The 20,775-nt window shown below is 33.9% G+C and carries 24 protein-coding genes and 1 pseudogene; 8 read left to right on the top strand and 17 right to left on the bottom strand.

The annotated features are described in order from the left end of the window. Nucleotides 1-7 precede the first annotated feature (7 nt). The 5 genes from LS72_RS02850 (at nucleotide 8) to LS72_RS02835 (ending at nucleotide 2,627) form a co-directional block, all read left to right on the top strand. Complete coding sequence (locus LS72_RS02850) at nucleotides 8-658, top strand: DNA-methyltransferase (RefSeq protein ID WP_034552923.1); 651 nt, start codon at nucleotides 8-10, stop codon at nucleotides 656-658. A 333-nt stretch (nucleotides 659-991) separates the two neighbouring features. Continuing rightward, nucleotides 992-1,558: a D-sedoheptulose 7-phosphate isomerase gene (gene gmhA, locus LS72_RS02845; protein ID WP_034552922.1), complete on the top strand. Its 567-nt coding sequence runs from the start codon at nucleotides 992-994 to the stop codon at nucleotides 1,556-1,558. Between the two features lie 109 nt (nucleotides 1,559-1,667). Continuing rightward, a complete protein-coding gene (locus LS72_RS11530) occupies nucleotides 1,668-1,958 on the top strand; it encodes a nitroreductase family protein (RefSeq protein ID WP_202978615.1) in 291 nt (96 codons plus the stop codon). Then, nucleotides 1,952-2,314: a nitroreductase family protein gene (locus LS72_RS11525; RefSeq protein WP_202978614.1), complete on the top strand. Its 363-nt coding sequence runs from the start codon at nucleotides 1,952-1,954 to the stop codon at nucleotides 2,312-2,314. The genes LS72_RS11530 and LS72_RS11525 overlap by 7 nt, the downstream gene beginning before the upstream one ends. A 73-nt stretch (nucleotides 2,315-2,387) precedes the next feature. Then, on the top strand, nucleotides 2,388-2,627 hold the full coding sequence (locus tag LS72_RS02835) for a DUF2443 domain-containing protein (protein WP_034552919.1): 240 nt from the start codon (nucleotides 2,388-2,390) through the stop codon (nucleotides 2,625-2,627). Here LS72_RS02835 and bcp read toward each other — a convergent pair. The 10 genes from bcp to LS72_RS02785 all read right to left on the bottom strand — a co-directional run bounded on the left by bcp (nucleotide 2,616) and on the right by LS72_RS02785 (nucleotide 12,319). Continuing rightward, nucleotides 2,616-3,095, bottom strand: coding sequence for a thioredoxin-dependent thiol peroxidase (gene bcp, locus LS72_RS02830; RefSeq protein ID WP_034552916.1), 480 nt, complete (start codon nucleotides 3,093-3,095; stop codon nucleotides 2,616-2,618). The two genes, LS72_RS02835 and bcp, sit on opposite strands and share 12 nt — an antisense overlap. Further along, entirely contained in the window at nucleotides 3,040-3,435 is a 396-nt protein-coding gene (locus LS72_RS02825) for a dihydroneopterin aldolase (protein ID WP_238700677.1), read from the bottom strand. Before LS72_RS02825 ends, bcp begins: the two co-directional genes overlap by 56 nt. Beyond that, on the bottom strand, nucleotides 3,432-3,968 hold the full coding sequence (locus LS72_RS02820) for a hypothetical protein (protein ID WP_034552914.1): 537 nt from the start codon (nucleotides 3,966-3,968) through the stop codon (nucleotides 3,432-3,434). Before LS72_RS02820 ends, LS72_RS02825 begins: the two co-directional genes overlap by 4 nt. Nucleotides 3,969-3,970: 2 nt before the next feature. Further along, nucleotides 3,971-4,273: a type ISP restriction/modification enzyme gene (locus LS72_RS02815; RefSeq protein WP_034552911.1), complete on the bottom strand. Its 303-nt coding sequence runs from the start codon at nucleotides 4,271-4,273 to the stop codon at nucleotides 3,971-3,973. Then, on the bottom strand, nucleotides 4,266-7,679 hold the full coding sequence (locus LS72_RS10745) for a type ISP restriction/modification enzyme (protein ID WP_034552907.1): 3,414 nt from the start codon (nucleotides 7,677-7,679) through the stop codon (nucleotides 4,266-4,268). Before LS72_RS10745 ends, LS72_RS02815 begins: the two co-directional genes overlap by 8 nt. 92 nt (nucleotides 7,680-7,771) lie before the next feature. Further along, on the bottom strand, nucleotides 7,772-8,569 hold the full coding sequence (locus tag LS72_RS02805) for an MlaD family protein (RefSeq protein WP_034552904.1): 798 nt from the start codon (nucleotides 8,567-8,569) through the stop codon (nucleotides 7,772-7,774). 8 nt (nucleotides 8,570-8,577) lie between these two features. After that, nucleotides 8,578-9,309, bottom strand: a complete 732-nt coding sequence (locus tag LS72_RS02800) for an ABC transporter ATP-binding protein (protein ID WP_034552902.1) — start codon at nucleotides 9,307-9,309, stop codon at nucleotides 8,578-8,580. After that, nucleotides 9,310-10,398, bottom strand: coding sequence for an MlaE family ABC transporter permease (locus tag LS72_RS02795; RefSeq protein WP_034552899.1), 1,089 nt, complete (start codon nucleotides 10,396-10,398; stop codon nucleotides 9,310-9,312). It abuts the gene before it with no gap. Further along, complete coding sequence (locus tag LS72_RS02790) at nucleotides 10,399-11,130, bottom strand: DsbA family protein (RefSeq protein WP_034552896.1); 732 nt, start codon at nucleotides 11,128-11,130, stop codon at nucleotides 10,399-10,401. It abuts the gene before it with no gap. A gap of 49 nt (nucleotides 11,131-11,179) precedes the next feature. Then, nucleotides 11,180-12,319, bottom strand: a complete 1,140-nt coding sequence (locus tag LS72_RS02785) for an epoxyqueuosine reductase QueH (RefSeq protein ID WP_034552895.1) — start codon at nucleotides 12,317-12,319, stop codon at nucleotides 11,180-11,182. 471 nt (nucleotides 12,320-12,790) lie between these two features. Between LS72_RS02785 and LS72_RS02780 the strand changes: the two are divergent. Beyond that, nucleotides 12,791-13,107 (top strand): annotated as a pseudogene (locus tag LS72_RS02780) (hypothetical protein); the annotation flags it as partial. A 50-nt stretch (nucleotides 13,108-13,157) separates the two neighbouring features. Here LS72_RS02780 and LS72_RS02775 read toward each other — a convergent pair. The 4 genes from LS72_RS02775 to LS72_RS02760 all read right to left on the bottom strand — a co-directional run bounded on the left by LS72_RS02775 (nucleotide 13,158) and on the right by LS72_RS02760 (nucleotide 16,581). Beyond that, nucleotides 13,158-13,757 (bottom strand): C39 family peptidase, encoded by a 600-nt coding sequence (locus tag LS72_RS02775; protein ID WP_034552891.1) that lies wholly within the window; start codon nucleotides 13,755-13,757, stop codon nucleotides 13,158-13,160. A 37-nt stretch (nucleotides 13,758-13,794) separates the two neighbouring features. Continuing rightward, entirely contained in the window at nucleotides 13,795-15,144 is a 1,350-nt protein-coding gene (locus tag LS72_RS02770; protein WP_138154975.1) for a Cj0814 family flagellar-dependent secreted protein, read from the bottom strand. Nucleotides 15,145-15,169: 25 nt separating this feature from the next. After that, complete coding sequence (locus LS72_RS02765) at nucleotides 15,170-15,601, bottom strand: hypothetical protein (protein ID WP_034555143.1); 432 nt, start codon at nucleotides 15,599-15,601, stop codon at nucleotides 15,170-15,172. Between the two features lie 125 nt (nucleotides 15,602-15,726). Continuing rightward, nucleotides 15,727-16,581 carry a hypothetical protein gene (locus LS72_RS02760; RefSeq protein WP_034555144.1) on the bottom strand — a complete coding sequence of 285 codons (855 nt, stop codon included), beginning with the start codon at nucleotides 16,579-16,581 and terminating at the stop codon, nucleotides 15,727-15,729. 187 nt (nucleotides 16,582-16,768) lie between these two features. On the opposite strand from LS72_RS02760, the gene LS72_RS11520 reads away from it, so the two are divergent. Continuing rightward, complete coding sequence (locus LS72_RS11520) at nucleotides 16,769-16,894, top strand: hypothetical protein (protein WP_269149271.1); 126 nt, start codon at nucleotides 16,769-16,771, stop codon at nucleotides 16,892-16,894. 634 nt (nucleotides 16,895-17,528) lie between these two features. Here LS72_RS11520 and rlmN read toward each other — a convergent pair. From rlmN to LS72_RS02745, 3 genes are read right to left on the bottom strand one after another with little or no spacing between them, the layout of a single operon-like run. Continuing rightward, nucleotides 17,529-18,602 (bottom strand): dual-specificity RNA methyltransferase RlmN, encoded by a 1,074-nt coding sequence (gene rlmN, locus LS72_RS02755; RefSeq protein ID WP_238700676.1) that lies wholly within the window; start codon nucleotides 18,600-18,602, stop codon nucleotides 17,529-17,531. Then, nucleotides 18,577-19,131, bottom strand: a complete 555-nt coding sequence (locus tag LS72_RS02750) for a phosphorylase family protein (protein WP_034553802.1) — start codon at nucleotides 19,129-19,131, stop codon at nucleotides 18,577-18,579. Before LS72_RS02750 ends, rlmN begins: the two co-directional genes overlap by 26 nt. A 9-nt stretch (nucleotides 19,132-19,140) precedes the next feature. Next, nucleotides 19,141-19,398, bottom strand: a complete 258-nt coding sequence (locus tag LS72_RS02745) for an RNA-binding S4 domain-containing protein (RefSeq protein WP_034553800.1) — start codon at nucleotides 19,396-19,398, stop codon at nucleotides 19,141-19,143. A gap of 87 nt (nucleotides 19,399-19,485) precedes the next feature. On the opposite strand from LS72_RS02745, the gene LS72_RS02740 reads away from it, so the two are divergent. Then, nucleotides 19,486-20,697, top strand: coding sequence for an argininosuccinate synthase (locus LS72_RS02740; RefSeq protein ID WP_034553798.1), 1,212 nt, complete (start codon nucleotides 19,486-19,488; stop codon nucleotides 20,695-20,697). The last annotated feature ends 78 nt before the right edge of the window (nucleotides 20,698-20,775 follow it).

Below are 20,775 nucleotides of genomic sequence, written 5' to 3'. Positions count from 1 at the left end.
CGATGCTATGCGTATCAAAAAAAATACTAAACTCACAATCGATGGACTAACCCTTATGCAAAGCCTAGAATCTCAAAGCGTGGGTTTATGCTTTTTTGACCCGCAGTATAGAGGTGTGCTAGATAAAATGAAGTATGGCAATGAGGGAGAGAGACAAAAAGGCAGAGCAACACTCCACCAAATGAGTAATGAGACAATTATAGAATTTATCACAGAGATTGATCGAGTGTTAAAGAATAGTTGCTATTTAATGCTTTGGATTGATAAGTTTCACTTATGCGAGGGCATTAAGGGTTGGCTTAAAGGGACAAACTTACACATTGTAGATTTAATCACTTGGGATAAGGGAAAAATGGGTATGGGGTATCGCACACGCAAACAATGTGAATATTTGCTTATCTTACAAAAAGCCCCGATTAAAGCTAAAGACACTTGGAAAAATCATAGCATACGCGATATATGGAGCGAAAAGATACCAAGTGAGGAGCTAAAGCTACACCCGCATAGCAAACCAAAAGGCTTACAAAAGGCGTTGATAGAATCTTGCACTAAGGAGGGAGATTTAGTGCTAGACCCTGCAAGTGGGAGCTTTAGTGTATTTGAATGTTGTAAATCTCTAAATAGAGATTTTATAGGGACTAACTTGCATAAGCGTTAGCCCATAAACAAAGGTATTAACCATAGTTTCTATTAGGTATAATGCAAATCCTTACGGGTAAATTTAAGCTAGTAAATCTAATTCCGTTAATGAAACTTATTTAAGCATAAATACAGGACTTAAATATAAGTTTTAAGAGATAACATCAATAAGAAATTACAATAACAAATACTACAAACTTAAATAAGAAATTAAACAGGCTTCTTAAGTTTTTATTATGGGGGACAATCTTTTTAAGATTGTCTCTTTTTGCTGTATAAAAATTACCCAAATTTTCATAAATTTCGCTATGATACCAACCAATAAAGGCATTTAGTTGATAAAGGAAATATTATGACAAGCCATATTTTAGATGAAATAAACGCTCATATTAAGGTAGCAAATGCTATGACAAATTTAGTCCCCTCTATAGAGATAGCTGCTAATAGTGCTATACAAACCTTAAAAAATGGTGGGAAGATTCTCATCTGTGGAAATGGTGGTAGTGCCGCGGATTCTCAACATATTGCAGCAGAGCTTACAGGCAGATATAAAAGGGAGCGAAAAGGTTTAGCCGCTATTGCCCTAACAACAGATACAAGTGCATTAAGTGCCATTGGCAACGATTATGGTTATGAGTTCGTATTTTCTCGACAATTGGAAGCCTTAGCAAAGGAGGGAGATTTGTTATGGGGTATTTCTACTAGTGGGAAGAGTGCTAATGTAGTCAATGCTTTAAAACTTGCTAAAGAAATGGGGTGCAAAACTTTAGGGTTTAGCGGTAGAGATGGTGGAGTAATGAAAGAGCTATGCGATATTTTGCTTATCTCCCCTAGTGATGATACTGCAAGGATTCAAGAGATGCATTTGCTTATGGCACATATTATTTGTGATTTAATTGAAGAAGCATTTTGTGGGTAGTTGGGATAATCTAGGGGCGGGGGCGGCTTTGTTGATATTAAGAAAGCTTTAGATATGATTGCTCTTTATATTAATTGAAAGGATATATAAGATGATACAAAAGGATAAAATGTTAGAAATTTTTAATTTTCGTTATGCGTGTAAAAGCTTTAACCCTACTAAAGAAATTCCACAAGAAGATTTTGGTGTTATTTTAGAATCTGCTAGACTTAGCCCCTCTTCTTTTGGGTTTGAACCTTGGAAATTTCTTGTCCTTAAGGATAAGGCATTAAAAAATACTTTAAAATCTGTATGTTGGGGTGGAGAAAATGCTTTAGACAATGCTAGTGAGTTTGTTGTTATTCTTGCTAGAAAAAAGGTAGATTTAGTCGCAGATAGTGCTATATTCAGTATATGGTAGAAGAGGTGCAGAAGCTTCCTAGTGAGATTCAAAAGATTAAAAAAGAGTTTTTTCATCGGTTTTTAGCAGAGGAATTTGCATTATTAAAGGATGATAGAAAGATTTTTGATTGGGCTGGAAAGCAGTGTTATATAGCATTGGCTAATATGCTAACAACTGCAGCGGCTTTAGGCATTGATTCTTGTGCCATTGAGGGCTTTAATGAAGAGGGTGCTAATAAGGTTTTAAATGATGTTATAGATACTACACATTTTGGTGTCTGTGTTATGGTTGGCTTTGGTTATAGGGATGATGATAAAAACGCTAATCGTCCAAAGACTAGACAAAGCTTAGAGAAAATCGTGCAATATGTTTAAGCAACAGATTCTTGTGAGATTTATATTTTAATACTTTTGGTAGGTTGTGAGAGTTAATAACAAAGGAATATAGATGTTTGAACGCATTGATGGCATTTTGCGAGAAATTGAAGAGGCACAAGCGGAGATTACTTTGCTTTTAGGGTTAGCAAAGATTTCTTTTGTGGATTATGTGATGATAAAAAGAGGCTCACAAGATGTACCAGAGGGCTTAGGTGCTTGGAATCTTCAACAAATTGATAATGAAGTTTCAAAGCTTAAGGAGGCAATTGATAGCCTAAATAAAATTAAAAAAGAAGTCTTAACTTGGTGATTTTTGTAAGGCTTCTAGTTTCTCTTTAACTTCATTAATATGTCCTTTAACTTTGACATTTTTCCATATCGCAACTATTTTTCCCTCTGGGTTGATGATGAATGTTGAACGTATCACTCCCTCATATTCCTTGCCATAGAGCTTTTTAGCCCCCCACGCGTTATAGAGCTTTAAGGTTTCTTTATGTGTATCGCTTAGGAGTGTGAAGTTTAAATCCTCTTTTTCTATGAATCCTTGATGGGATTTGACGCTATCAGGACTGATACCAAGCACAATGGCGTTGAGGTTTTGAAAGTCTTTTAAATTATCCCTAAAATCACAAGCTTCTGTGGTGCAACCGGGTGTTTTGTCTTTGGGGTAGAAATAGACAATAACATAAGAACCTCTAAAGTCTTTAAGGGAAATTTCTGCATTATCTTGATTGGGTAGTGTGAAAAGTGGAGCTTCTTGATTGATTCTTAATTCCATTTTGTTCCTTTGGGTATTGGATTTGCATAGAAACTTTACAATTATTAAAAATTTCTAATTTTGTAATTTTAATGCAAAAATAGGTAATTTGTGGGAATCTTTTGGGAATTTCTTCCACAAAATACCTTAAAGCATCTTCTAGTAGATTGAAATTTTGTTTAAAAGAATCTTGTAAGAAGTTTTTTAATAGACAATAATCTAAAAAGTCATTTTTTGAATTTGTGCCATAAGTGAAGTGAGAATCTATTTGGATTTTTTGTTTATTTGTTCTCTCATAGGGTAAAATTCCTATAATGGTTTCAAAGCACAGGTTTTCTAAGGAGATTTCATAATACATCATTGAATGCTTTTAAAAAAATCATTAAGGCCATTTACAATAGCTTTATTCATCGCTTCAATAATGGTTTCAAATCCTCCTTCTTTGACATTAATAGTTGTCCTTATGGGTAAAGAATAGGTTGCATTATTTTTAAGTGTGATGCCTTGTGCGTTAAAGAAAACCTGAGAGTCTTCAAAATGTAAATCAAAAACTGAAATTTTTAAGGATTTGGGAATATTTGGGGCTTGCAAAAGAGCAATACAATGATTCTTTGCTATTTGGGGAATGAGGGTATTTAGCATATCGGAGAGATTAGTAATCCATTGATTTTTAGAAAAATATTCTATTTTATTAGGACTTTCTTTATAGGCTATATTTTTGCTATTAATTTTATTAGCTACTTCAATCCCTAGCCATTGATAATTTCGGTAGCTTTTACAAGTGTTAGAGGATTCTTTAACGAATAGTTCATAATGGTTTATGGGGGGTAATTCTCGATTTAAGCAACCACTAAAAAGGAGTATTAGTAAGGCGGTAAAAATTTGTTTTAGCATTTTTATTCCTTTAATAATGTGATTTTAGCGATTTGTGCTTGTATTTTCAAGCTTTTATGTAAGCTTTGAATGACTTTTTCAAAATATTTATAGTCTATCTCTTCGCCTTTGTGGGATTTGAGATATTTATCTAAGACTTGGTAGCCACCGATTTTATATTCCCAAACCGCCTCGCTCACTCCGCAAAAGTGCAAAGAATCATTCACAAAAAGCTTTTGCTCCTTTGGCTCATAAATGATTTTTTCAATTTTGAGATTTTTATTTTTTGAGTCTTTGTATTTGGCTTCGCCGATTTGCTCACTCATTTCTTACCCTTTCATTTATATAAAGCGGAAAAACATAGCTCCCACTACCCACCAAATGCAAATCAATAATGTTTTGTGTGATGAAAATATTATTAATCTCTTGCAACTTGCACCCTCTATCACAGACTAAGCCTATATTCATATTTAAGCCTTTTGGTAGAGATAGAGAGGAAAGATTGTTCCTGCACCTGTGTTGCCACCACCCATTAGCGATAAATCTACTAGAGTATTCGTTACTATCACACATTGCCAAGAACCGCTCATCTTGTATTGTCTTGCCACATTTAGCCCAATATTGCAAGTCATTCTCATCATTTTCTGCTCTCTCTCTCTCTCTCTCTTGTTGCGAATCTTGCATTAAATGCGTAAGCATAAGCTCTTGTCCTAACGCACTTAAGGTTAAAAATTTTTCTTTAGATTCCACAAAGGGAATCTTTGGGAAGTCAATTTTAAGAAAATCAATATATTTTTCTCTATAATCTTTATGGAATAGCACCGCATAGATATAGCCTAAAATCTGCTCTGGCGCGAAATGTTCGTTGTATTTGGTATCAATGAAGTTTCTAAATTCAGGAGTGAAATTTTCTACCCATTGTCCTTGCTTAGAATCTGCATTTTCTTGTGAATCTTTTTTGTTCTTTTTGGGGCTTTTATCTTTACTAGATTCTGTATTTTTAAGGTAAAGAGGTGAGATGTAATCTCCTCCTTGCATACCCGAACAAGACCAACTTCTAAAATCAATTATTGAATCTGTTGCAAAACCTTGTCCGCTTTGTGTGTTTGGAAAACCTCTTTTATAAATAAGCCCTACATTATCATTTTGCAAAAAATGCTGCATTATTTCAAATCTAGGGCGTGTAACTTTGGAAGTATCATAATAAACTTTCATTAAATCAAAAGGGCGATAAGCTATATTTTTGACAAATTTTAAATCAAATTCATTATAAAAGTCTTTTACTTGTTGTTCTAATTGTTTTTCATTAGAGGCAATCAATACAGAATCTTTACCTGTTACTACCCCCACGCTTGAAACCTTAAAAATATCCTTGACGCTCCAGCCCTTATCATACTCTGCCCTTAAATCCTCATTTTGTGGGATAAAAAGATAAAAAGGCTCTTTGGGCTCTAATGTAGCCCAAGCAATAGAATCTAAGGTATTTTCATACAAAAAGTTTGTTTTATCGCTTCTTTTGCCATATAAATCATAGTGGTGAATTTGAGCGAGTTTTTGAGGTTTTTCATTGGAATCTTCGCTGTGTTGAGAACGAGAAATTCTAGTATCTTGCGTAAGATTTGAATGTTTTGCAAGGTGAGGCGATGGGAGTTTATCAGGCATAAATGACCGAGTCGAGCCGCCGCAATCATTTAAAGATTGCGTAAGAGACGAATTTCTATTTTTCACAAAGATATTAATGCTTACGCCTTGCATAATATCAAAGACATTTTCATCTTTGCTTCCATCGGGTGTGGCTTCCTTTTTTCTCGCATTGCCGTGCAAATCTAAAATATAGATTGTATCAAAGGTTTTTAGCAAGTGATAGCGCATACCGCGAAAGGTGGGATTATCTAAAAAGCTGTTGTTGGAGATAAAGGCAAAGATACCGCTTGGCTGTTCTTTAATCTTGGATTCTGCAAAGCAGATAAACTTTACATAATCATCAAGTAGCCATTTGGGATTTTTCTCGTTTTTGAGTTTTTTCTTTTGCAGAATGGTTTTAAAGGTAGATTTTTGATTTGCATCTTTTTTGGGATTTTGCAGATAAAAGTTGATTGCTTCACTCTCTTTTTCGGTTAAATGCGCCTCGCTTGGCTCTAAACCATAAGTGATACGCACATTATCTTCAAATAAGCCTTTGTTGGCACTTGCCCCACTATAAGGCGGGTTGCCTGTGATAATCAAAATCGCATTTTCTTTAATCTTTTGCGCTTCTTTAAACTCTTGTGCTAACTCTATCATTCCTGCGAAAAGATTGCTTTGCTTATTTGCCTCATCTTTTTCTTTGTTGGAATAAAGTGTGTTTGTTAGGCGGATATTGAGTGATTCATTTTCTTTCAAAGGTGCGTTAAACTCCTCTTTGAAACTTTGGGAAAGCTTTAAATGTGCAATTGTATAAGGAGCAATGAGAAACTCAAAGCCAAAGAATTGCTTTAATAGCTTTTTAGGCTCATATCTTGCGCTATCTTTAGGTGTGGATTCTAAGGTTTTGCGGAAAGCTTCAAGCAAAAATGTCCCTGTCCCTGTGGCAAAATCTAAAAGCGTGATATTATCATTCTCCAAACTCGCACCTAAGCCATTTTTTAAGTCAAAATCTTTTTTAAGTGTAGAATCTATGGCATTAACAATAAAGCTCACAACACTTGCAGGAGTGTAATACACACCGCGAATCTCACGCAATCTCGGGTCATATTGAGAAAGAAAAGTCTCATAAAAGTGCAAATAAGGGTCTTTATGTGTAAATTGCGTGGTGTAATGCTCTAACAAGTCTTTTTCGCTTACTTTGTTTAGCTCTTTTATAATGCTTATAATATCAATATGATTGATAATATACAAAATCTCCTCTATAAGCCATTTGATAGAATTTAAATCCTCTAAATTGTCTAAAAATCCACTCATCGCACGAATAAGCGGAAAAGACTTAGGGATAAAGGCTTTGGCATTATACAAATCAATCTCCTTGCCACTCGTATTATTTAGCCTCGCAAGAAAAAGGCTATAAGTGAGCGTTTGTGCGAGGCTATCGGCAAACTCTGTGAAATTTAACTCTTTGTAAAGCTGCTCTTTAAAAGTTTCATAAAGGCTTGTAATATGCGTGTTTTCTTGCGCCTCTATTAAAGAATTTTTTAGAATCTGTGTGCGTTGAGCAAGAGCGTTAGCAAACTCTTTAGCAGCAACAATAGGCTTTGGGCTGTGAGTGAAAAAGAGTTTGAAAAGCTCGGTTAGTTCTTTTTGCTTAGATTCTAAAAGTGTCTTGTTTTTGAGCGTGGCTTTAAGTTGGCTTAATTCGCAGATTCTACATTCTTGCACGATTTGTGCCTTGCCTTTGTCATTTTTACGCACAAGACAGAATCGCAAATAATCAGTAAGCATTAGATTATCGCTAAGTCGCAGATATTTTTCAATCTGTGGGCTTTGTGCCACAGAATCTAAATCTGCATTCACGCGTTTGTTTTCAATATAGCCAATTATCAAGCCTTGATTTTGTATCAAAAAATCAGGTGCGCCTCTGCCCTCTTTGTCGTTGTTTGGCTCGTGTTTGATATGGAGGGATTGTAAAGTTTTATCGTGAGTTGCTAAGTCTGCTATGAAAGATTCTAAAAAGTTATGTAAATATGTGCGGTGCGTGTGTTCTTTGTCTTGTGGATTAATGTTTTGAAGTTGTGTAAGATAGGTTGTTAAAGTATGCATAATTCTCTCATATATTAGGATTTATTTAAGGCTAGATTGTAACATTTTTATATTTTTGTGTTTATTTTGTTTTAATGCTGTATTTAAACTACCTATTCCTTTGGTCCTAATTTCTCTTTTCTAATACCTAATAAAAAATCAGTGGGAGATTTTTCTAAAGACTGCAAAGTTTCCTTGCTCTCTAAAAGTAATTGTTGGAGTGTTTTAGAGTTTTGCTCAATGCTAACTAGCAAGGGGGTGAGTAAAGCTCTAAAATTGTAATCCCCTCTAAGCAGGGTTTGTTCAAATCGCTCTCTTGTTTTGCCAAAATCTTTGAGTTCATATTCTATCGTGCTTAGGGTTGTGTTGAGGTTGTTTGAAGCAATGGCAAGATTTTTAAGGATTGTATGAAAATTCTCTATATTTTCATCATTTAAGAGATTATTAAATTTATACAGACTAATGCCTAATTGCTCCATAGCAATTTGGGTTTTATCGCTGATTTTTTCTATCCAATTTGCTTCAAGGTTTAAAACTGCTTTTTCATTAGCCCTAAAGGGAGCACCATCTCCTTGAGAGAGTGCAAAGAAGTTCCCGCCGGTTAATCCTTGTGTTTCTACCATTACTTTCGAGTCTTTATGGACTATGATGTCTTTTTTAATCCATAAAATAATTTCTACGCTATTATCCATAATCCTATACGACTTTACAAATCCTACAGGTATCCCTAGATACCTAACGGGGGTTTCTATTCTTATATTTTTTGGGAGTTCTTTAGCATACAAATAATAGGGGTTGTATTCATCAATGCTTCTATCATATTTACCAAACCAAAAAATAAAACCCGCTAACGCTATGAGTGAGAAGAAGAAAAATATGCCTATTAAAACATAGTTTAATCGTGATTCCATTATTCCTCCTAAATTTGGTATAAAAACAAATCTATAGAATCGCTTTGTTGGCTTAATTCTTTTAAAGAGCCTTCAAAAAATATTTTTTTATCTTTTAGGATAATCATTCTATCCACTATTCCTTTCACGCTATCCATATCGTGTGTTATCATTATAATATTTAATTCTAGTAAGTCTCTTAATTCTTTAATGAGATTATCAAATTCTCTAGCACCTTTTGGATCTAATCCACTTGTTGGTTCATCTAAAAATAAAATTTTAGGGCTCAAGCTTAAGGCTCTAGCAAGTCCTACTCTTTTTATCATTCCCCCACTTAATTCATTGGGATAGAGGTTTGCAACTTCTTGCTTTAAGCCTACTTTGTTAAGCCACATCATTGCTATATCTTTTATGGCTTTTGGTGGGAGTATTGTATATTCTCTTAAAGACAATGTGAGGTTATCTAGGATATTTAGTGAGCTAAAGAGTGCACCAAATTGAAACAATACTCCAAAATTTAGCTGCATACTTAGCATTTCTTGAGGGTCTAGCTCTAAGATATTTTTGCCTAAAATTTTTACTACGCCACTAACGGGTCGATTTAAAGCAATCATTGTGTTTAAAAGGGTGCTTTTGCCACTTCCACTCCCTCCTAAAAGTGCGAAAATATCTTTTTTAAAAATCTTAAAGCTAATGTTATCGTGAATAATTCTCTCTCCAAATTTTGTCGTGAGATTTTTTACTTCTATAATCGCTTCCATTTAGAAAATCCCTGTTAGAATCATTGCACAGATGGCATCAAAAGCAATCACACAAAAAATCGCTTCTACTACGCTTTTGGTTGTATGCACTCCAATGCTTCTTGTGTCTTTAGCTACAATAAATCCGTGATAACAACCAATTAATGATATGATGAAGCCAAAAAAAGGTGCTTTTAAAATTCCAACCCAAAAATGTTTGATATTAACACTTTCTAAGAATCTTTCTATAAATTGTCCATAGCCGATATTAAGCTGTAATTGACTAATAAACATAGCCCCCAAAAGCCCAAATATATCAGCAATAAAAACAACTAAAGGAAAAGCTATACAAAGTGCTAGGATTCGGGGTAAAACTAAAAAGGTTATGGGATTAAAGCCCATCGTTTTCATCGCATCAATTTCTTGAGTAGCGCGCATCATGCCAAGTTCTGCACTAAAGGCAGAAGCACTGCGTCCAGCAATGATAATTGCGGTAATAATAGGTGCCATTTCACGTAAGGTAAGTATGGAGCTCATCTCTACGATTAAAATATTAGCACCAAATTGTTCTAATTGGATAGAGCCTTGATAGGCTATAACAATGCCAATTAAAAAACAAGCTAAACTCACAATGCCAATAGCTTTAATTAAAGATTCTTGTATATGGTATAAAATCGCTTTTAGGCGGATATTTTTAAAGCTTATGAAGCCTAGCGTATAAAGAATTTCTCCTATGAAACCTACAATAAAGAGCGTATTGTGCAATAGACTTTGCAGTATCGTAATCTTGTTAGAGGATTTTTTAGGTGAAGTGTTGTTTGTGAGTTGATTATTTTGTAAGATGGTAAGGATTTTTTTGCTTTTTGGGCTGTCTAAAAGCTCATTTTTAATAATTTTTAATTGAGGGTTTTGTAGCCAAATATTTAGAATCTCTCCTCCACAAAAATCTAAATCAAAATCCTTTTGCAAAAGGATTATTATGGGCTTATTGGTTGGGATTTTATTAAGTTTGCAGAGGAGAGATTTGGGGATTTTATAATTCCAGTTTCCCCCTAATGTTAGGGTGATATTCTCTTCTATAAGGACATCTAAAGAAGCTAAGATAGGCATTTATCTTTCTTCAAAGATAAAAGGAACTCCACGAACTATTCCACTATCAAAGATTTTTTTTGTATTGGCGGTAATTTGTGAATAATCCGTTTTCAATTGTTGGTTATTTAGCTCAAAGTCTTGATAATATTTTCTTAAAATATTAATTTTTGTTTGGGTATTAGCCTTAGGAAGTTTTGCAATTTCTTGCATTATGAGTTGAGCTTTGATAAAAGCTTTTTTGTCATGTACTGGAGCAAAAATTAGTTTCAGATTAGACTCTTCTAGGTCTTTTTCTATATTTTTTAAATGTTCTCTACAATAGGGACAATCAGGGTCTGTTATAACAAATTTCGTTGGCAAGTTTTCGCCATTCCCTGCGAGATAAACAAAATCTGTCTTTTTGAAGCTTTTAAAGAGTTTGTTTAGGGCTAGAGTATCTTGCTCTTCTTTAACTAAAGTAGCCTTAGTAATTTCTTCTTTAATCATAGTAGAATCAGCTTGGCTTAGATTTAAGACATTGCTTAAGCCAATGAAGTAATTTCCTTCTTTATTGACAATCACAGGGAAAATATCACCTCCTTTTGTTTTGCCAATTACAAAAAACGATGAGGGGAAGCTGACTAGTTCTTTTTTAAATTGAACTTGCACATCAATATCGGTTAGCTCTTTAATGCTCTTTTTAAAATTAGTCTCAAAATCAGCATTTGCTAGTGTTAGAATGAGGGTTAATAGGGTAATGGTTTTTTTCAATGTTAATCCTTTCATAAAATGAGAAATTGTAATATATTTTTTGTAAATATTATTTAAAGATAAGAGGATTCTTGGCGTTAGAGGGGATGAAGTCTTCTAAAAACTCTTCTTGCAGATGAGATTGTATCTCTAGCGTAAAATTTCCTATGAAAGCTTCTTGTAGGATAATAATGGGGGAGGTGAAGAATCCATAAGGATAGAGTTTATGCCGCAAATCACTTTGTTTGTGTGTAGCTAATCCTTCTTTTAGAAGTTGCTCAAAGCTATCTTTGACGAGGTATTCCCTTAAAGGTTCAAATTCTAAAAACATAATCCCCTCTTTATTAGCATAACCAATCCCATTATCCCAAAATTCTATTTTTGCTTTTGTTTTTTTAGGGAGTATGGAATAATTACAGATAAAGCTAGGGATAGCTTTGCCCTCTTGCGTTAATAAGCCTTGAATAAGTTGGTAATGCAAGATTTTTCTTTTAATGCTTTGGTAGGGTTTATTGGATTTTTCTAACTCCTCTCGAGTTTGGAATATTTTTAAACGCAATGCGGGGAGATTGCTTGAAGACTTTGGGGTATTAAGACTAGAGAGTAGCTCTAGGGATATTTTATTTGCTGCTTCTCTTTGCTTTTGGAGAGCAAAGATACAACCACAATAGTTTTGGCGATAGAGGTTTGCTTCTTTAGCAAGTTGGTTTTGTATTTGTGTGCCTCCATTGCTCCTAACATCAATGGGGAGGAATCCTAATTGGTATTTTTGTGCTATGGCTTCACCTTGTGAGAATAGCTCATTTTGGGATTTCATAGGGCTTGCGAGTAAGGTTGTGGTGAATTCTATGCAATGGGTTTGTTGGGCTATTTTCGCACTTTTTTCTAAACGATAATCAAAGCAATAACTACATCGTTCCCCCTTTTCTGGCTCATCTTCTAATCCTCTAGCACCCTTTAACCACTCTTGTAAATCATATTCTCCCTCAATAAGTGGGATTCCTAGCATTTCACAGCTTCTTTGCACATCTTTTAAACGCATAAGGTATTCTTCATAAGGGTGGATATTGGGGTTATAGAAATATCCGCAAAATGCTTTTTGGGGGTATTTTTCTTTAAGTTGGGTAAGGAAGTGATGACTATCTACGCTGCAACAAATATGGACTAAAGTCGTGCTTTGTTGGCTAAAATCATAAGGAATTTTTGACATTTATAAGCCTTTTTTGTTGGTATTATAAGCATTAAATCCTAAAAGGGAACTTTTTACAAGCTTAAGTTTAAAGGGAAAATAAAATACAAGCATTCTTTAGGGTAAAGTCTTAAAAGGATTTTAAAATCTTCTTTTTAGCCCTTTTTTGCTCCCTGATTAGATTGTCCTTATCCCCTTATTATTGCAACACTAAAAAGCTTTTTAAACATTGTTATATTCTTAATTAAATATCGTTTATTCTAAGCAAAACCAAAGATTCTTATCAAATATTTGTTTTGAAACTGGAATAAAAGTTACTATATGTAATTTTGATTTGGAGGATTCAATGTTTAAAAAATATCATTGGGAGTTTTTGTCTAGTTGTTGCCGCTTTTAGCGTCAGATGAATTAATATTGATAATCTTTTCAAAAAACAAATTGGACTTAAGAAGCATTACAAGCTTACAGCTACTAAGCACAGGGAATGCTAACATTAAATTTCAAAGTGCAGTAGTGCAAAGAGAAATCGCAGTCAATGAGTATAAAAGCTTTTACTTAACATCTCAAAACTTAAGGGGATATAGCGACCCTGTGGTGTATTTTCTATCGTCTCCAAAAATCACATTAGACTTAGGGGTAGGACAGAGACTCTAAACAAAAGATTAATGGATAGCAAAATTCACAATTGCGTTCTATTCCTACACTAAGGTTCTACTTATAGCATTAATTCCTATACAGCCATATCCCTTAGTGCTTCTTTAGGCGGTAGTTCTGCCGCACCTGATGCGATTTTTGGCTTTACTCTTTAGCGGAAGCTTTAAAGAAGTGTTTAAGGCAATAGAAAAGATTGAGATTGAATTTAATGCAAACTAAAAGGCGAAAAAGTAAAATTGAGTGAATGGGGAAATTTTAAATCAAAAGCATTTAAAAACTTCTTGGGTGCTACGATTAAAGCATATCCACTCTTTTTATCTCTATCCCATATACTATAAAATTCTTTCTTAGAGCTGATATATTCCCCATAGCTTGGATCAAGGATTTGTAGATAATTACCTTTGTGATTAATAATAACGACAAAATGAGGGAATCTTGGATCATCCTCAATTTTGACAAGCAGAGGAATATTGGTAAGCTTATCTAAAGTCTCTCTATTTAAAGCATAGGAATTAGCTACAAAGCCTAGCTTTTGGAGGGCTATTTTTAGCTCTGTGAAGCTTACCATATCGGTATTTATTTTTTCGTTCATTACCCTTAAAACTTCTACCTCGGTTAAGTTTCTATTGTCTAAGATATTTAGCAATGTAGCAAGAGAGGAAGCACCACAAGATTCTTCATAGTTTTGCCTAACTACCCTTTTGTTTTTTATTGTTTGATAGGATTGCACGATAAATTCTGCATTTGTAAAGGTTGCAGTAAAAAGAAAAGCCACGATAGTGATTCCCTGTAAAAGTTTTTTCATCGTTAATCTCTGTTATTGGGGTTGAATTTTATTTCCACTATGCATTGGTTTGATGCAAGAAATTTTGTGCCCTTTTGTATAAATCTTGGGTATAGTTATGAATATCTTGTTGGCTAATAGTCCAATTATTATGCACCGCTTTTGTAAATTTCATCGTTAAATCAATGCCTGTTGCCATAGAATCTAAGCTAGAGCGATAATGCCCAAGCTGTGTAAAGGCATAAATATCCATTGTAACACCTCCAAAGTTTGCAGCAATCTCATTAGGTGCAAAAATCTTAGATTTTCCCAAAAGTTCCATAGAATCTTGTAATTTAAACTTGATGAGTTCTTTTAGTTTCTCTGGGCTTTGTAAGGCTTGTTTTCTTAAGTTAATCTCTTCTAAAGATAATTTTTTGCTCCTGTTGCTAACTTCTTCACTAAGTATCTCATTTAAGCGATTTTCTATCTTCTCCCTAAGTTGTGTTTTACCTCCACCTAAAACCCTAGCGTCTTGTGAGTTTAAAAAGCTTACAAACAAGGCTTCTTGAGAGAAATTTGTATCTTTTTGTGGATAGAAGTTTAAATTTTTCATCTCTTCTACAGAGAAATTAAGTTCATATACTCTTAGATTAAGATCAATGCTTTGTAATTGTGAGCTTAAAACTTTAGCTTCCCTAAAAGTCTCTTTATTATAAAGATTAGTAACTTTAAAGTCCTCTAAACTTTCCATAATGCTAAATGCTTTCATCATTTCAGTATCTTCTAACATAGATTCATTTGCCATATATCTTTTATCACTAAAACCCTTGGGTAGTTTTTCAATTTCCCCTGCAGAATAAGATTCTTTGATTTCTGGCATAATTTGTGTAAAGACATTATAGTATTGGTTAAGGGTGTTAGCTATATCTATGTGTTTGAATACTTCTTCATTGGATATGGGTGCTTCATTGAATATATTATGCCATTTTCCATAATTCCATTGCCCAATTTTTATAATTTCTTCTAAGGTGCTTTTATGCAATTTAAATCCACTTGGAAGTCCAGCGGCAGCATTAAAATCCTCTCCTAGATAACCTTGCTTATCTACACTATAACCATAAAACTCATTTTGTATCCTTACCTCTTGTATTTGGGATTTGTTTGTCTTAGCATTTCTTATGAGTAATTCATCTTTTAATAACTCTGCTACTATATCTGTCTTTTTATGTTCTATAGTAGTTAGATTGTTAGGTATATATTGGATAAAGTCGGATATGGAATGCTTTATAGCAAGATTCTTGGTATCTATGGGATATGAAGAATCTAAAACTTCTTGGGTATTAATATTTTGTTTAGGAGTCTTAGATTCTGTATTAGGAATCTTATATATAGCATTAGAATTGAAATTAGAATTTGAAACTTTCATTTTTTCCTCCTTTATCCTTAAATGATTAATATATAGCTTTAAATTGTCTTAACACTTCTTGTGCATTACCATAATGTTGCCAAAACTCATGTGTTTTACCATCAGGAGTAGCATAAGTTAAATAATATTGTTTTTGCCCACTCATATATCTATATTTGGCGACAATAAAGCCATTGAATCCAAATTCTCTAGATACATCGTATGCACTTTCATAAGTATTTGAACCACTTGTTACAACAAATGCATACGATCTACCATATCCATAATGATCATATTTTGAATACCTAATAAATCTATACCCTCCAACAACTTTTCCTTCCTCTTCTATACTTAAAAGTCTCACCCCTTTATCAGAATCACTTAACGCTCCCTTAGTAACTTTTGCTAAAAAATCCTCTGCAAAAGCAACTATAGAAAGGAAGCTTAGAATAGCCATTACATTGAAAAGTTTTTTCATTTTGAATCTCCTTTGAAATTATTAAGATTGAATCTCACTATAATGGAACCAATCTAAAAAGCTCTTTTCTTTGAGTTTATTATGTTAAAAGTCTTTATGTCGTTACCTTTTGTTAAGGGTTATTTTTAAAATTTTTTCCATAGGCTGAAGCCAAAAATCGCATCAGGTGCAGCAGAACTTCCCCCAAAGCTACCACTAACAGAAATCGCTGTTGTAGCATTTAGGCTATAGGTGGAACCTAAAGAAAGGGTAGGGATAGAACGCAATTCCGAACTTTGATTTTCATTAATCTTCCTCTCTGTTTGGAATCTTTGTTCTACTCCTAAATCTAAAGTGATTTTTGGGCTTAAGATAATAGAGAGATTCCCACCGATATAAATGCTATTCCCATAATCAATCTTGCCCATTTTAAACTTTCTACCTTGATTGTATCCAACTCCTGCATAGGCAGAATACACTACAGGGTCGCTATATCCTCTTAGAGCCATCTCTAAATTTTGGGATTTTAAATAGAAATTTTTTGTGTGTTCTATGGCTGTTTCTCTCTGTATTACTGCACTTTGAAATTTAACTTGTGGCACAAAATCTGCAACACTATCAAAAGTATAAATTAATCCAAGCCATAGGGAATCAAAGCTTAAATTATTTTCGTTTGAAAAATTGCTATTGAAAGCATTTGTGTATTCTTTCCTTGCGTAACTTCCTCCACCAGATATTAAAACATCAAATTTTGGTGTCAAGGTGTAAATAAAGGTTTGATTGAGGGAGATTTGCTTAGTATCTTTCCATATCGTTGTATCTCCTTGGATTGAAAGGGTGGGATAGAGGGCATAGGAATTTGCATTGCCTGTGCTAAGCAAAGAAAAGTTTGTAATGCTCCTTAATCCTAATTGTTTTTTGAAAAGATTATCAATGTTTAATTCATCACTTGCCAAAAGATAGCTAGATATTGCTAAAAGTATAAGAAAGATCTTTTTCATTATCGCCCCTTTGAAGTATTGTAGAAATTATAAGCAAAGGGTGTTCCATTTATTTTCTTGTAACAAAAAATAAACAAGCCTATAAGAAGAATCTTAAGGCTTTTAAGAAAAATTTTTATTTTAATACTTTTTAAGTTAGTGCATATTAGAGTTTGAAGCCTAACAAAATATTTTTAAAGAAGATTCAATGAAAAAAGTGTTTTTAACTGCAGTTTTTGCTTTAGGATTTATTGGTGTAGCCAATGTTAATGAAGCTGTGGAAAGAATGCAACAAGATAGAATCGCACCTATTGTAGCTTGGGGGATAAAGTAAGGTGTAATGTGGGGGATTAGATATACTATTGGGTGCTTTTAATGAAAGACATCCAATTAATAGTGGAGTTGGAATACACGGTTGGCGTTGGTAATGTTAGAAAGCCTTATTGGTAGCCTTATAGAATCCTTTATGCTATGCAAAAATAAAGATTATTTGTGTTTGTTTGTATTAGTGGTGATAGCTTTTATGCTCTTTATAGTTTTTTCTTATTTGTATGGGGATTTTTAGAATTTATAAGGGTTTATCATAAGGCTTGTTGTAATATGAAAATAATATTGTGCAGGGAATCTAAGCAATTGTTTGTCATAGCGTAGAAATAGATAAAAAGTAATAGGCTTGATGCTAAATATATTCTATAAATTGAGCAATGCAATTATTTTAAGTAGCCTAAATTCGTCTTGTGCCTTTTTTAACATAGGTGGAAGCCCAAAAATTAGGATTAGATTAGTATTTAATTAGATTAGTATTTAAGCGGTATGAAGTGTTAGATAGCTTATTGTTTATGCATTGGCTTCTTTAATAATTATAAGGGCTTATTTTTTATAAGCATAATACAAAAAGGTTCCCATTCCTACGATAAAGACAAAAGTTAGAAAAATCACCAAAATAATATCTAAGCTACTCATTTTGTCTATACCTTGACTTCTATTTGCTCTTGCACTTTTTCTCTAAGTTGCCCACAAGCAGCACTTATATCTAAGCCTTTGGATTCTCTAATGGTGCATAAAAGTCCCTTTTGGAGGAGATATTCTCTAAAGGCTTCTACTTTTTCTTTGCTGGGTCTTTTATAGGGGCTTCCTTGATGAGGATTGAAATAAATGAGATTGACCTTAGCCTTGATTTTATTAAGCAAGGCTACGAGTTTTTTCGCACTTTTTAAATCATCATTGAGACTATCAATTATGAGGTATTCAAACATTATGCGTTTTCTGCTATCAAGAGGGAAGTTTGAGATTTCTTGAATGATAGATTGGATATTATAGGCTTTATTGATAGGCATAAGCTCTGTGCGTAAATCATCATCAACAGCGTGTAAAGAAATTGCAAGTTGGATTCCTAGATTGAGAGTCCCTAATTTTTTGATTTTTGGTGCGATTCCGCTAGTAGAGAGAGTTTGACGACGCGGTGAGATATTTAAGCCATCAAGCTCGGATAATATTCGGATACATTTTGCAGTATTTTCTAAATTATCTAAAGGTTCCCCCATACCCATATAAACAATATTAATAGCCTTGTTGGGTGGAATGTTTTGGTCTTTTTTGATAGCAAAAACTTGATAAACCATTTCTCCTGCTTCTAGGTTACGGACAAATCCTCCTTTAGCAGTGAGACAAAAGCTACAGCCCACTTTGCAACCAATTTGTGAGGAAAGACAAAGCGTAAATTTATCCTCTTTCATTCTTATTAGCACCGATTCATAGCTATGATTATCATAGGTTTTAAAGAGGTATTTGATGCTCCCATCTTTACTTTCTTCCTTTTTTAATAAGGCTGTAGATGTGCTTGTATAGTTTTGTGCTAGAAACTCTCTTAAGTCTTTGGGTAGATTAACCATATTTTCAAAGTGGCTTTCATAATGCACATAGAGCCAGTGGTAAATTTGTTTGGCTCTAAATGCGGGAAAATGCTCTTTGAGGGATTTTGCAAGTTCTTCTAAAGTGTAGTTAAAAATATAGAGTTTATCCATTTTGTCTGTCTTTAACATAGGATTCTATTTTTTTCACGGCTATTTTATGATTAGCCAGAAATTCTTGATGCGATTCTTTATGAATGTGATTAGTAGAGCAAAATATTCCAAGAGCGGGTAAATTAAAATACTTTGCTACCTGTAAGATACTAAAAAACTCCATATTTTCATAAGCAATTCCAAATTTTAGTAGATTTTTTGTTAGCTGATTATCTGTGCTAATGTAGTTGCTAGAGTTGATGATTTTATGGGGGGTTGATTGTGATAGTGTTTCATGTGAAACACTTTCTAGGGTAATGCAGTTGTCTAAAGGCGTATAAGATTGTTGTTGCAAAAAGGATAGTTCGATGTTACTAGCACTTTTAGATTCAAAAACCTCTAAAAGGCTTTTAGAATCATCATAACAACCACAAGTTCCAATAAAAATAATTTCATTAGGTTTATCCTTATAAATAGAATAAGTTAGCTGAATGCTACTTTGTATTAATCCTATGCCAATGGGTTTTGCAAATGAGAAAGTCTCTATATCTCCCGCACAATAAAACATAATTTTTCCTTAATTTGGTTTTTGAATCTCTTTATAATAAAGAGAAGATTCTTCTTTTTTAATAGTTTTTTGGGAGGGGATTTGCAACACTTCAAAAAATCTTGATTTTTCTAGATAGGCAATTTCAATAATATCTCCAACTTTCACATTGCGACTTGCTTTAACAGGGATTCCAGCTATTTTTATAACTTTATTGTCTATCATATCTTGAGCAATGGTGCGTCGTTTTGTTATATTTACCGCATTGAGGAATTTGTCAATCCGCATCTATCTCCTTGTTTTTGTATAATTGTAGCCAAAAGAATATTAATTTATCGTTCGTGATATAATTATGAAAACTTTTAAGGAGTGAAAATGAAGCAATCGGTTAATAAAGTAGTTCTTGCTTATAGTGGCGGACTTGATACGAGTGTGATTTTAAAATGGCTTGGGGATAATTATCATTGTGAGGTGGTAACCTTTACTGCTGATATTGGACAAGGTGAAGAAGTAGAACCCGCAAGAGCAAAGGCAGAGAAGCTAGGAATCAAGAGCGAAAATATCTTTATTGAGGATTTGAGAGAAGAGTTTATTAGGGATTTTGTATTCCCTATGTTTCGAGCAAATACTATTTATGAGGGTGAATATCTCTTAGGGACAAGCATTGCGCGTCCATTGATAGCTAAGAGATTGGTAGAAATCGCTACAAAAGTAGGAGCGGATGCTATTGCACACGGAGCGACAGGCAAGGGAAATGATCAAGTGCGTTTTGAGGTTGGGGCTTATGCTTTGAAGCCAGATATTAAGATTATCGCTCCTTGGAGAGAATGGGATTTAAATAGTCGTGAGAAATTACTTGCTTATGCGGAATCTGCAGGGATTCCTATAGAAAAGAAACAAAATCAATCCCCATATTCAATGGACGCAAATTTATTGCATATTAGTTATGAGGGGCAAATCTTAGAAGATCCTAATGTCGCACCTAATGAAGATATGTGGCGTTGGAGTGTTTCACCAAAAGATGCACCCGATACCCCAACTATTATTACTATTAGCTTTAAAAATGGAGATGGAGTGGCTATTGATGGAGAGGCTTTAAGTCCAGCAAATTTTTGGGCTAAACTTAATGAATTAGGAGGCAATAATGGTATAGGGAGGTTAGATTTAGTCGAAAATCGCTATGTAGGTATGAAGTCTAGAGGTTGTTATGAGACGCCGGGGGGGACTATTTACCTTAAAGCACATCGTGCTATGGAATCCCTTTGTCTTGATAGAGAAGAAGCGCATTTGAAAGATGAAATAATGCCAAAATATGCGAGTCTGATTTATAATGGATATTGGTTTAGTCCCGAGAGGGAAGCTCTGCAAGCCTTGATTGATAAAACACAACAAAAGGTAGAGGGGGAAGTGCGATTAGAGCTTTATAAGGGGAATGTAACTATTCTTGGCAGGAAATCTAAGCAATCACTTTTTAATACGGCTTATAGCACTTTTGAAGAGGATTCTGTCTATAACCAAAAGGATGCGGCAGGGTTTATAAAGCTTAATGCTTTGCGGTTTATAATAGCGGGCAAAGCAAGGGAATAAATTCACTTTTATTGATTTTTGTAAGGGTTGTTGATATTTAGGGTTAGAGTAGGTTTAATAGGAAAATGAAGAGTTATT

Source organism: Helicobacter apodemus, from assembly GCF_000765745.2.
In the GTDB taxonomy this organism is placed as follows: Bacteria; Campylobacterota; Campylobacteria; order Campylobacterales; family Helicobacteraceae; genus Helicobacter_D; species Helicobacter_D apodemus.
Note: the sequence above shows the minus strand (reverse complement) of the source record. Positions and strands in the feature narration are given on the sequence as shown.

Bases quoted from the DNA above. Each gene is read 5' to 3' on its own strand.
- LS72_RS02850 (WP_034552923.1), top strand. From the start codon at position 8: ATGCGTATCAAAAAAAATACTAAACTCACAATCGATGGACTAACCCTT.
- gmhA (WP_034552922.1), top strand. From the start codon at position 992: ATGACAAGCCATATTTTAGATGAAATAAACGCTCATATTAAGGTAGCA.
- LS72_RS11530 (WP_202978615.1), top strand. From the start codon at position 1,668: ATGTTAGAAATTTTTAATTTTCGTTATGCGTGTAAAAGCTTTAACCCT.
- LS72_RS11525 (WP_202978614.1), top strand. From the start codon at position 1,952: ATGGTAGAAGAGGTGCAGAAGCTTCCTAGTGAGATTCAAAAGATTAAA.
- LS72_RS02835 (WP_034552919.1), top strand. From the start codon at position 2,388: ATGTTTGAACGCATTGATGGCATTTTGCGAGAAATTGAAGAGGCACAA.
- bcp (WP_034552916.1), bottom strand. From the start codon at position 3,095: ATGGAATTAAGAATCAATCAAGAAGCTCCACTTTTCACACTACCCAAT.
- LS72_RS02825 (WP_238700677.1), bottom strand. From the start codon at position 3,435: ATGATGTATTATGAAATCTCCTTAGAAAACCTGTGCTTTGAAACCATT.
- LS72_RS02820 (WP_034552914.1), bottom strand. From the start codon at position 3,968: ATGCTAAAACAAATTTTTACCGCCTTACTAATACTCCTTTTTAGTGGT.
- LS72_RS02815 (WP_034552911.1), bottom strand. From the start codon at position 4,273: ATGAGTGAGCAAATCGGCGAAGCCAAATACAAAGACTCAAAAAATAAA.
- LS72_RS10745 (WP_034552907.1), bottom strand. From the start codon at position 7,679: ATGCATACTTTAACAACCTATCTTACACAACTTCAAAACATTAATCCA.
- LS72_RS02805 (WP_034552904.1), bottom strand. From the start codon at position 8,569: ATGGAATCACGATTAAACTATGTTTTAATAGGCATATTTTTCTTCTTC.
- LS72_RS02800 (WP_034552902.1), bottom strand. From the start codon at position 9,309: ATGGAAGCGATTATAGAAGTAAAAAATCTCACGACAAAATTTGGAGAG.
- LS72_RS02795 (WP_034552899.1), bottom strand. From the start codon at position 10,398: ATGCCTATCTTAGCTTCTTTAGATGTCCTTATAGAAGAGAATATCACC.
- LS72_RS02785 (WP_034552895.1), bottom strand. From the start codon at position 12,319: ATGTCAAAAATTCCTTATGATTTTAGCCAACAAAGCACGACTTTAGTC.
- LS72_RS02775 (WP_034552891.1), bottom strand. From the start codon at position 13,757: ATGAAAAAACTTTTACAGGGAATCACTATCGTGGCTTTTCTTTTTACT.
- LS72_RS02770 (WP_138154975.1), bottom strand. From the start codon at position 15,144: ATGAAAGTTTCAAATTCTAATTTCAATTCTAATGCTATATATAAGATT.
- LS72_RS02765 (WP_034555143.1), bottom strand. From the start codon at position 15,601: ATGAAAAAACTTTTCAATGTAATGGCTATTCTAAGCTTCCTTTCTATA.
- LS72_RS02760 (WP_034555144.1), bottom strand. From the start codon at position 16,581: ATGAAAAAGATCTTTCTTATACTTTTAGCAATATCTAGCTATCTTTTG.
- LS72_RS11520 (WP_269149271.1), top strand. From the start codon at position 16,769: ATGAAAAAAGTGTTTTTAACTGCAGTTTTTGCTTTAGGATTTATTGGT.
- rlmN (WP_238700676.1), bottom strand. From the start codon at position 18,602: ATGTTAAAGACAGACAAAATGGATAAACTCTATATTTTTAACTACACT.
- LS72_RS02750 (WP_034553802.1), bottom strand. From the start codon at position 19,131: ATGTTTTATTGTGCGGGAGATATAGAGACTTTCTCATTTGCAAAACCC.
- LS72_RS02745 (WP_034553800.1), bottom strand. From the start codon at position 19,398: ATGCGGATTGACAAATTCCTCAATGCGGTAAATATAACAAAACGACGC.
- LS72_RS02740 (WP_034553798.1), top strand. From the start codon at position 19,486: ATGAAGCAATCGGTTAATAAAGTAGTTCTTGCTTATAGTGGCGGACTT.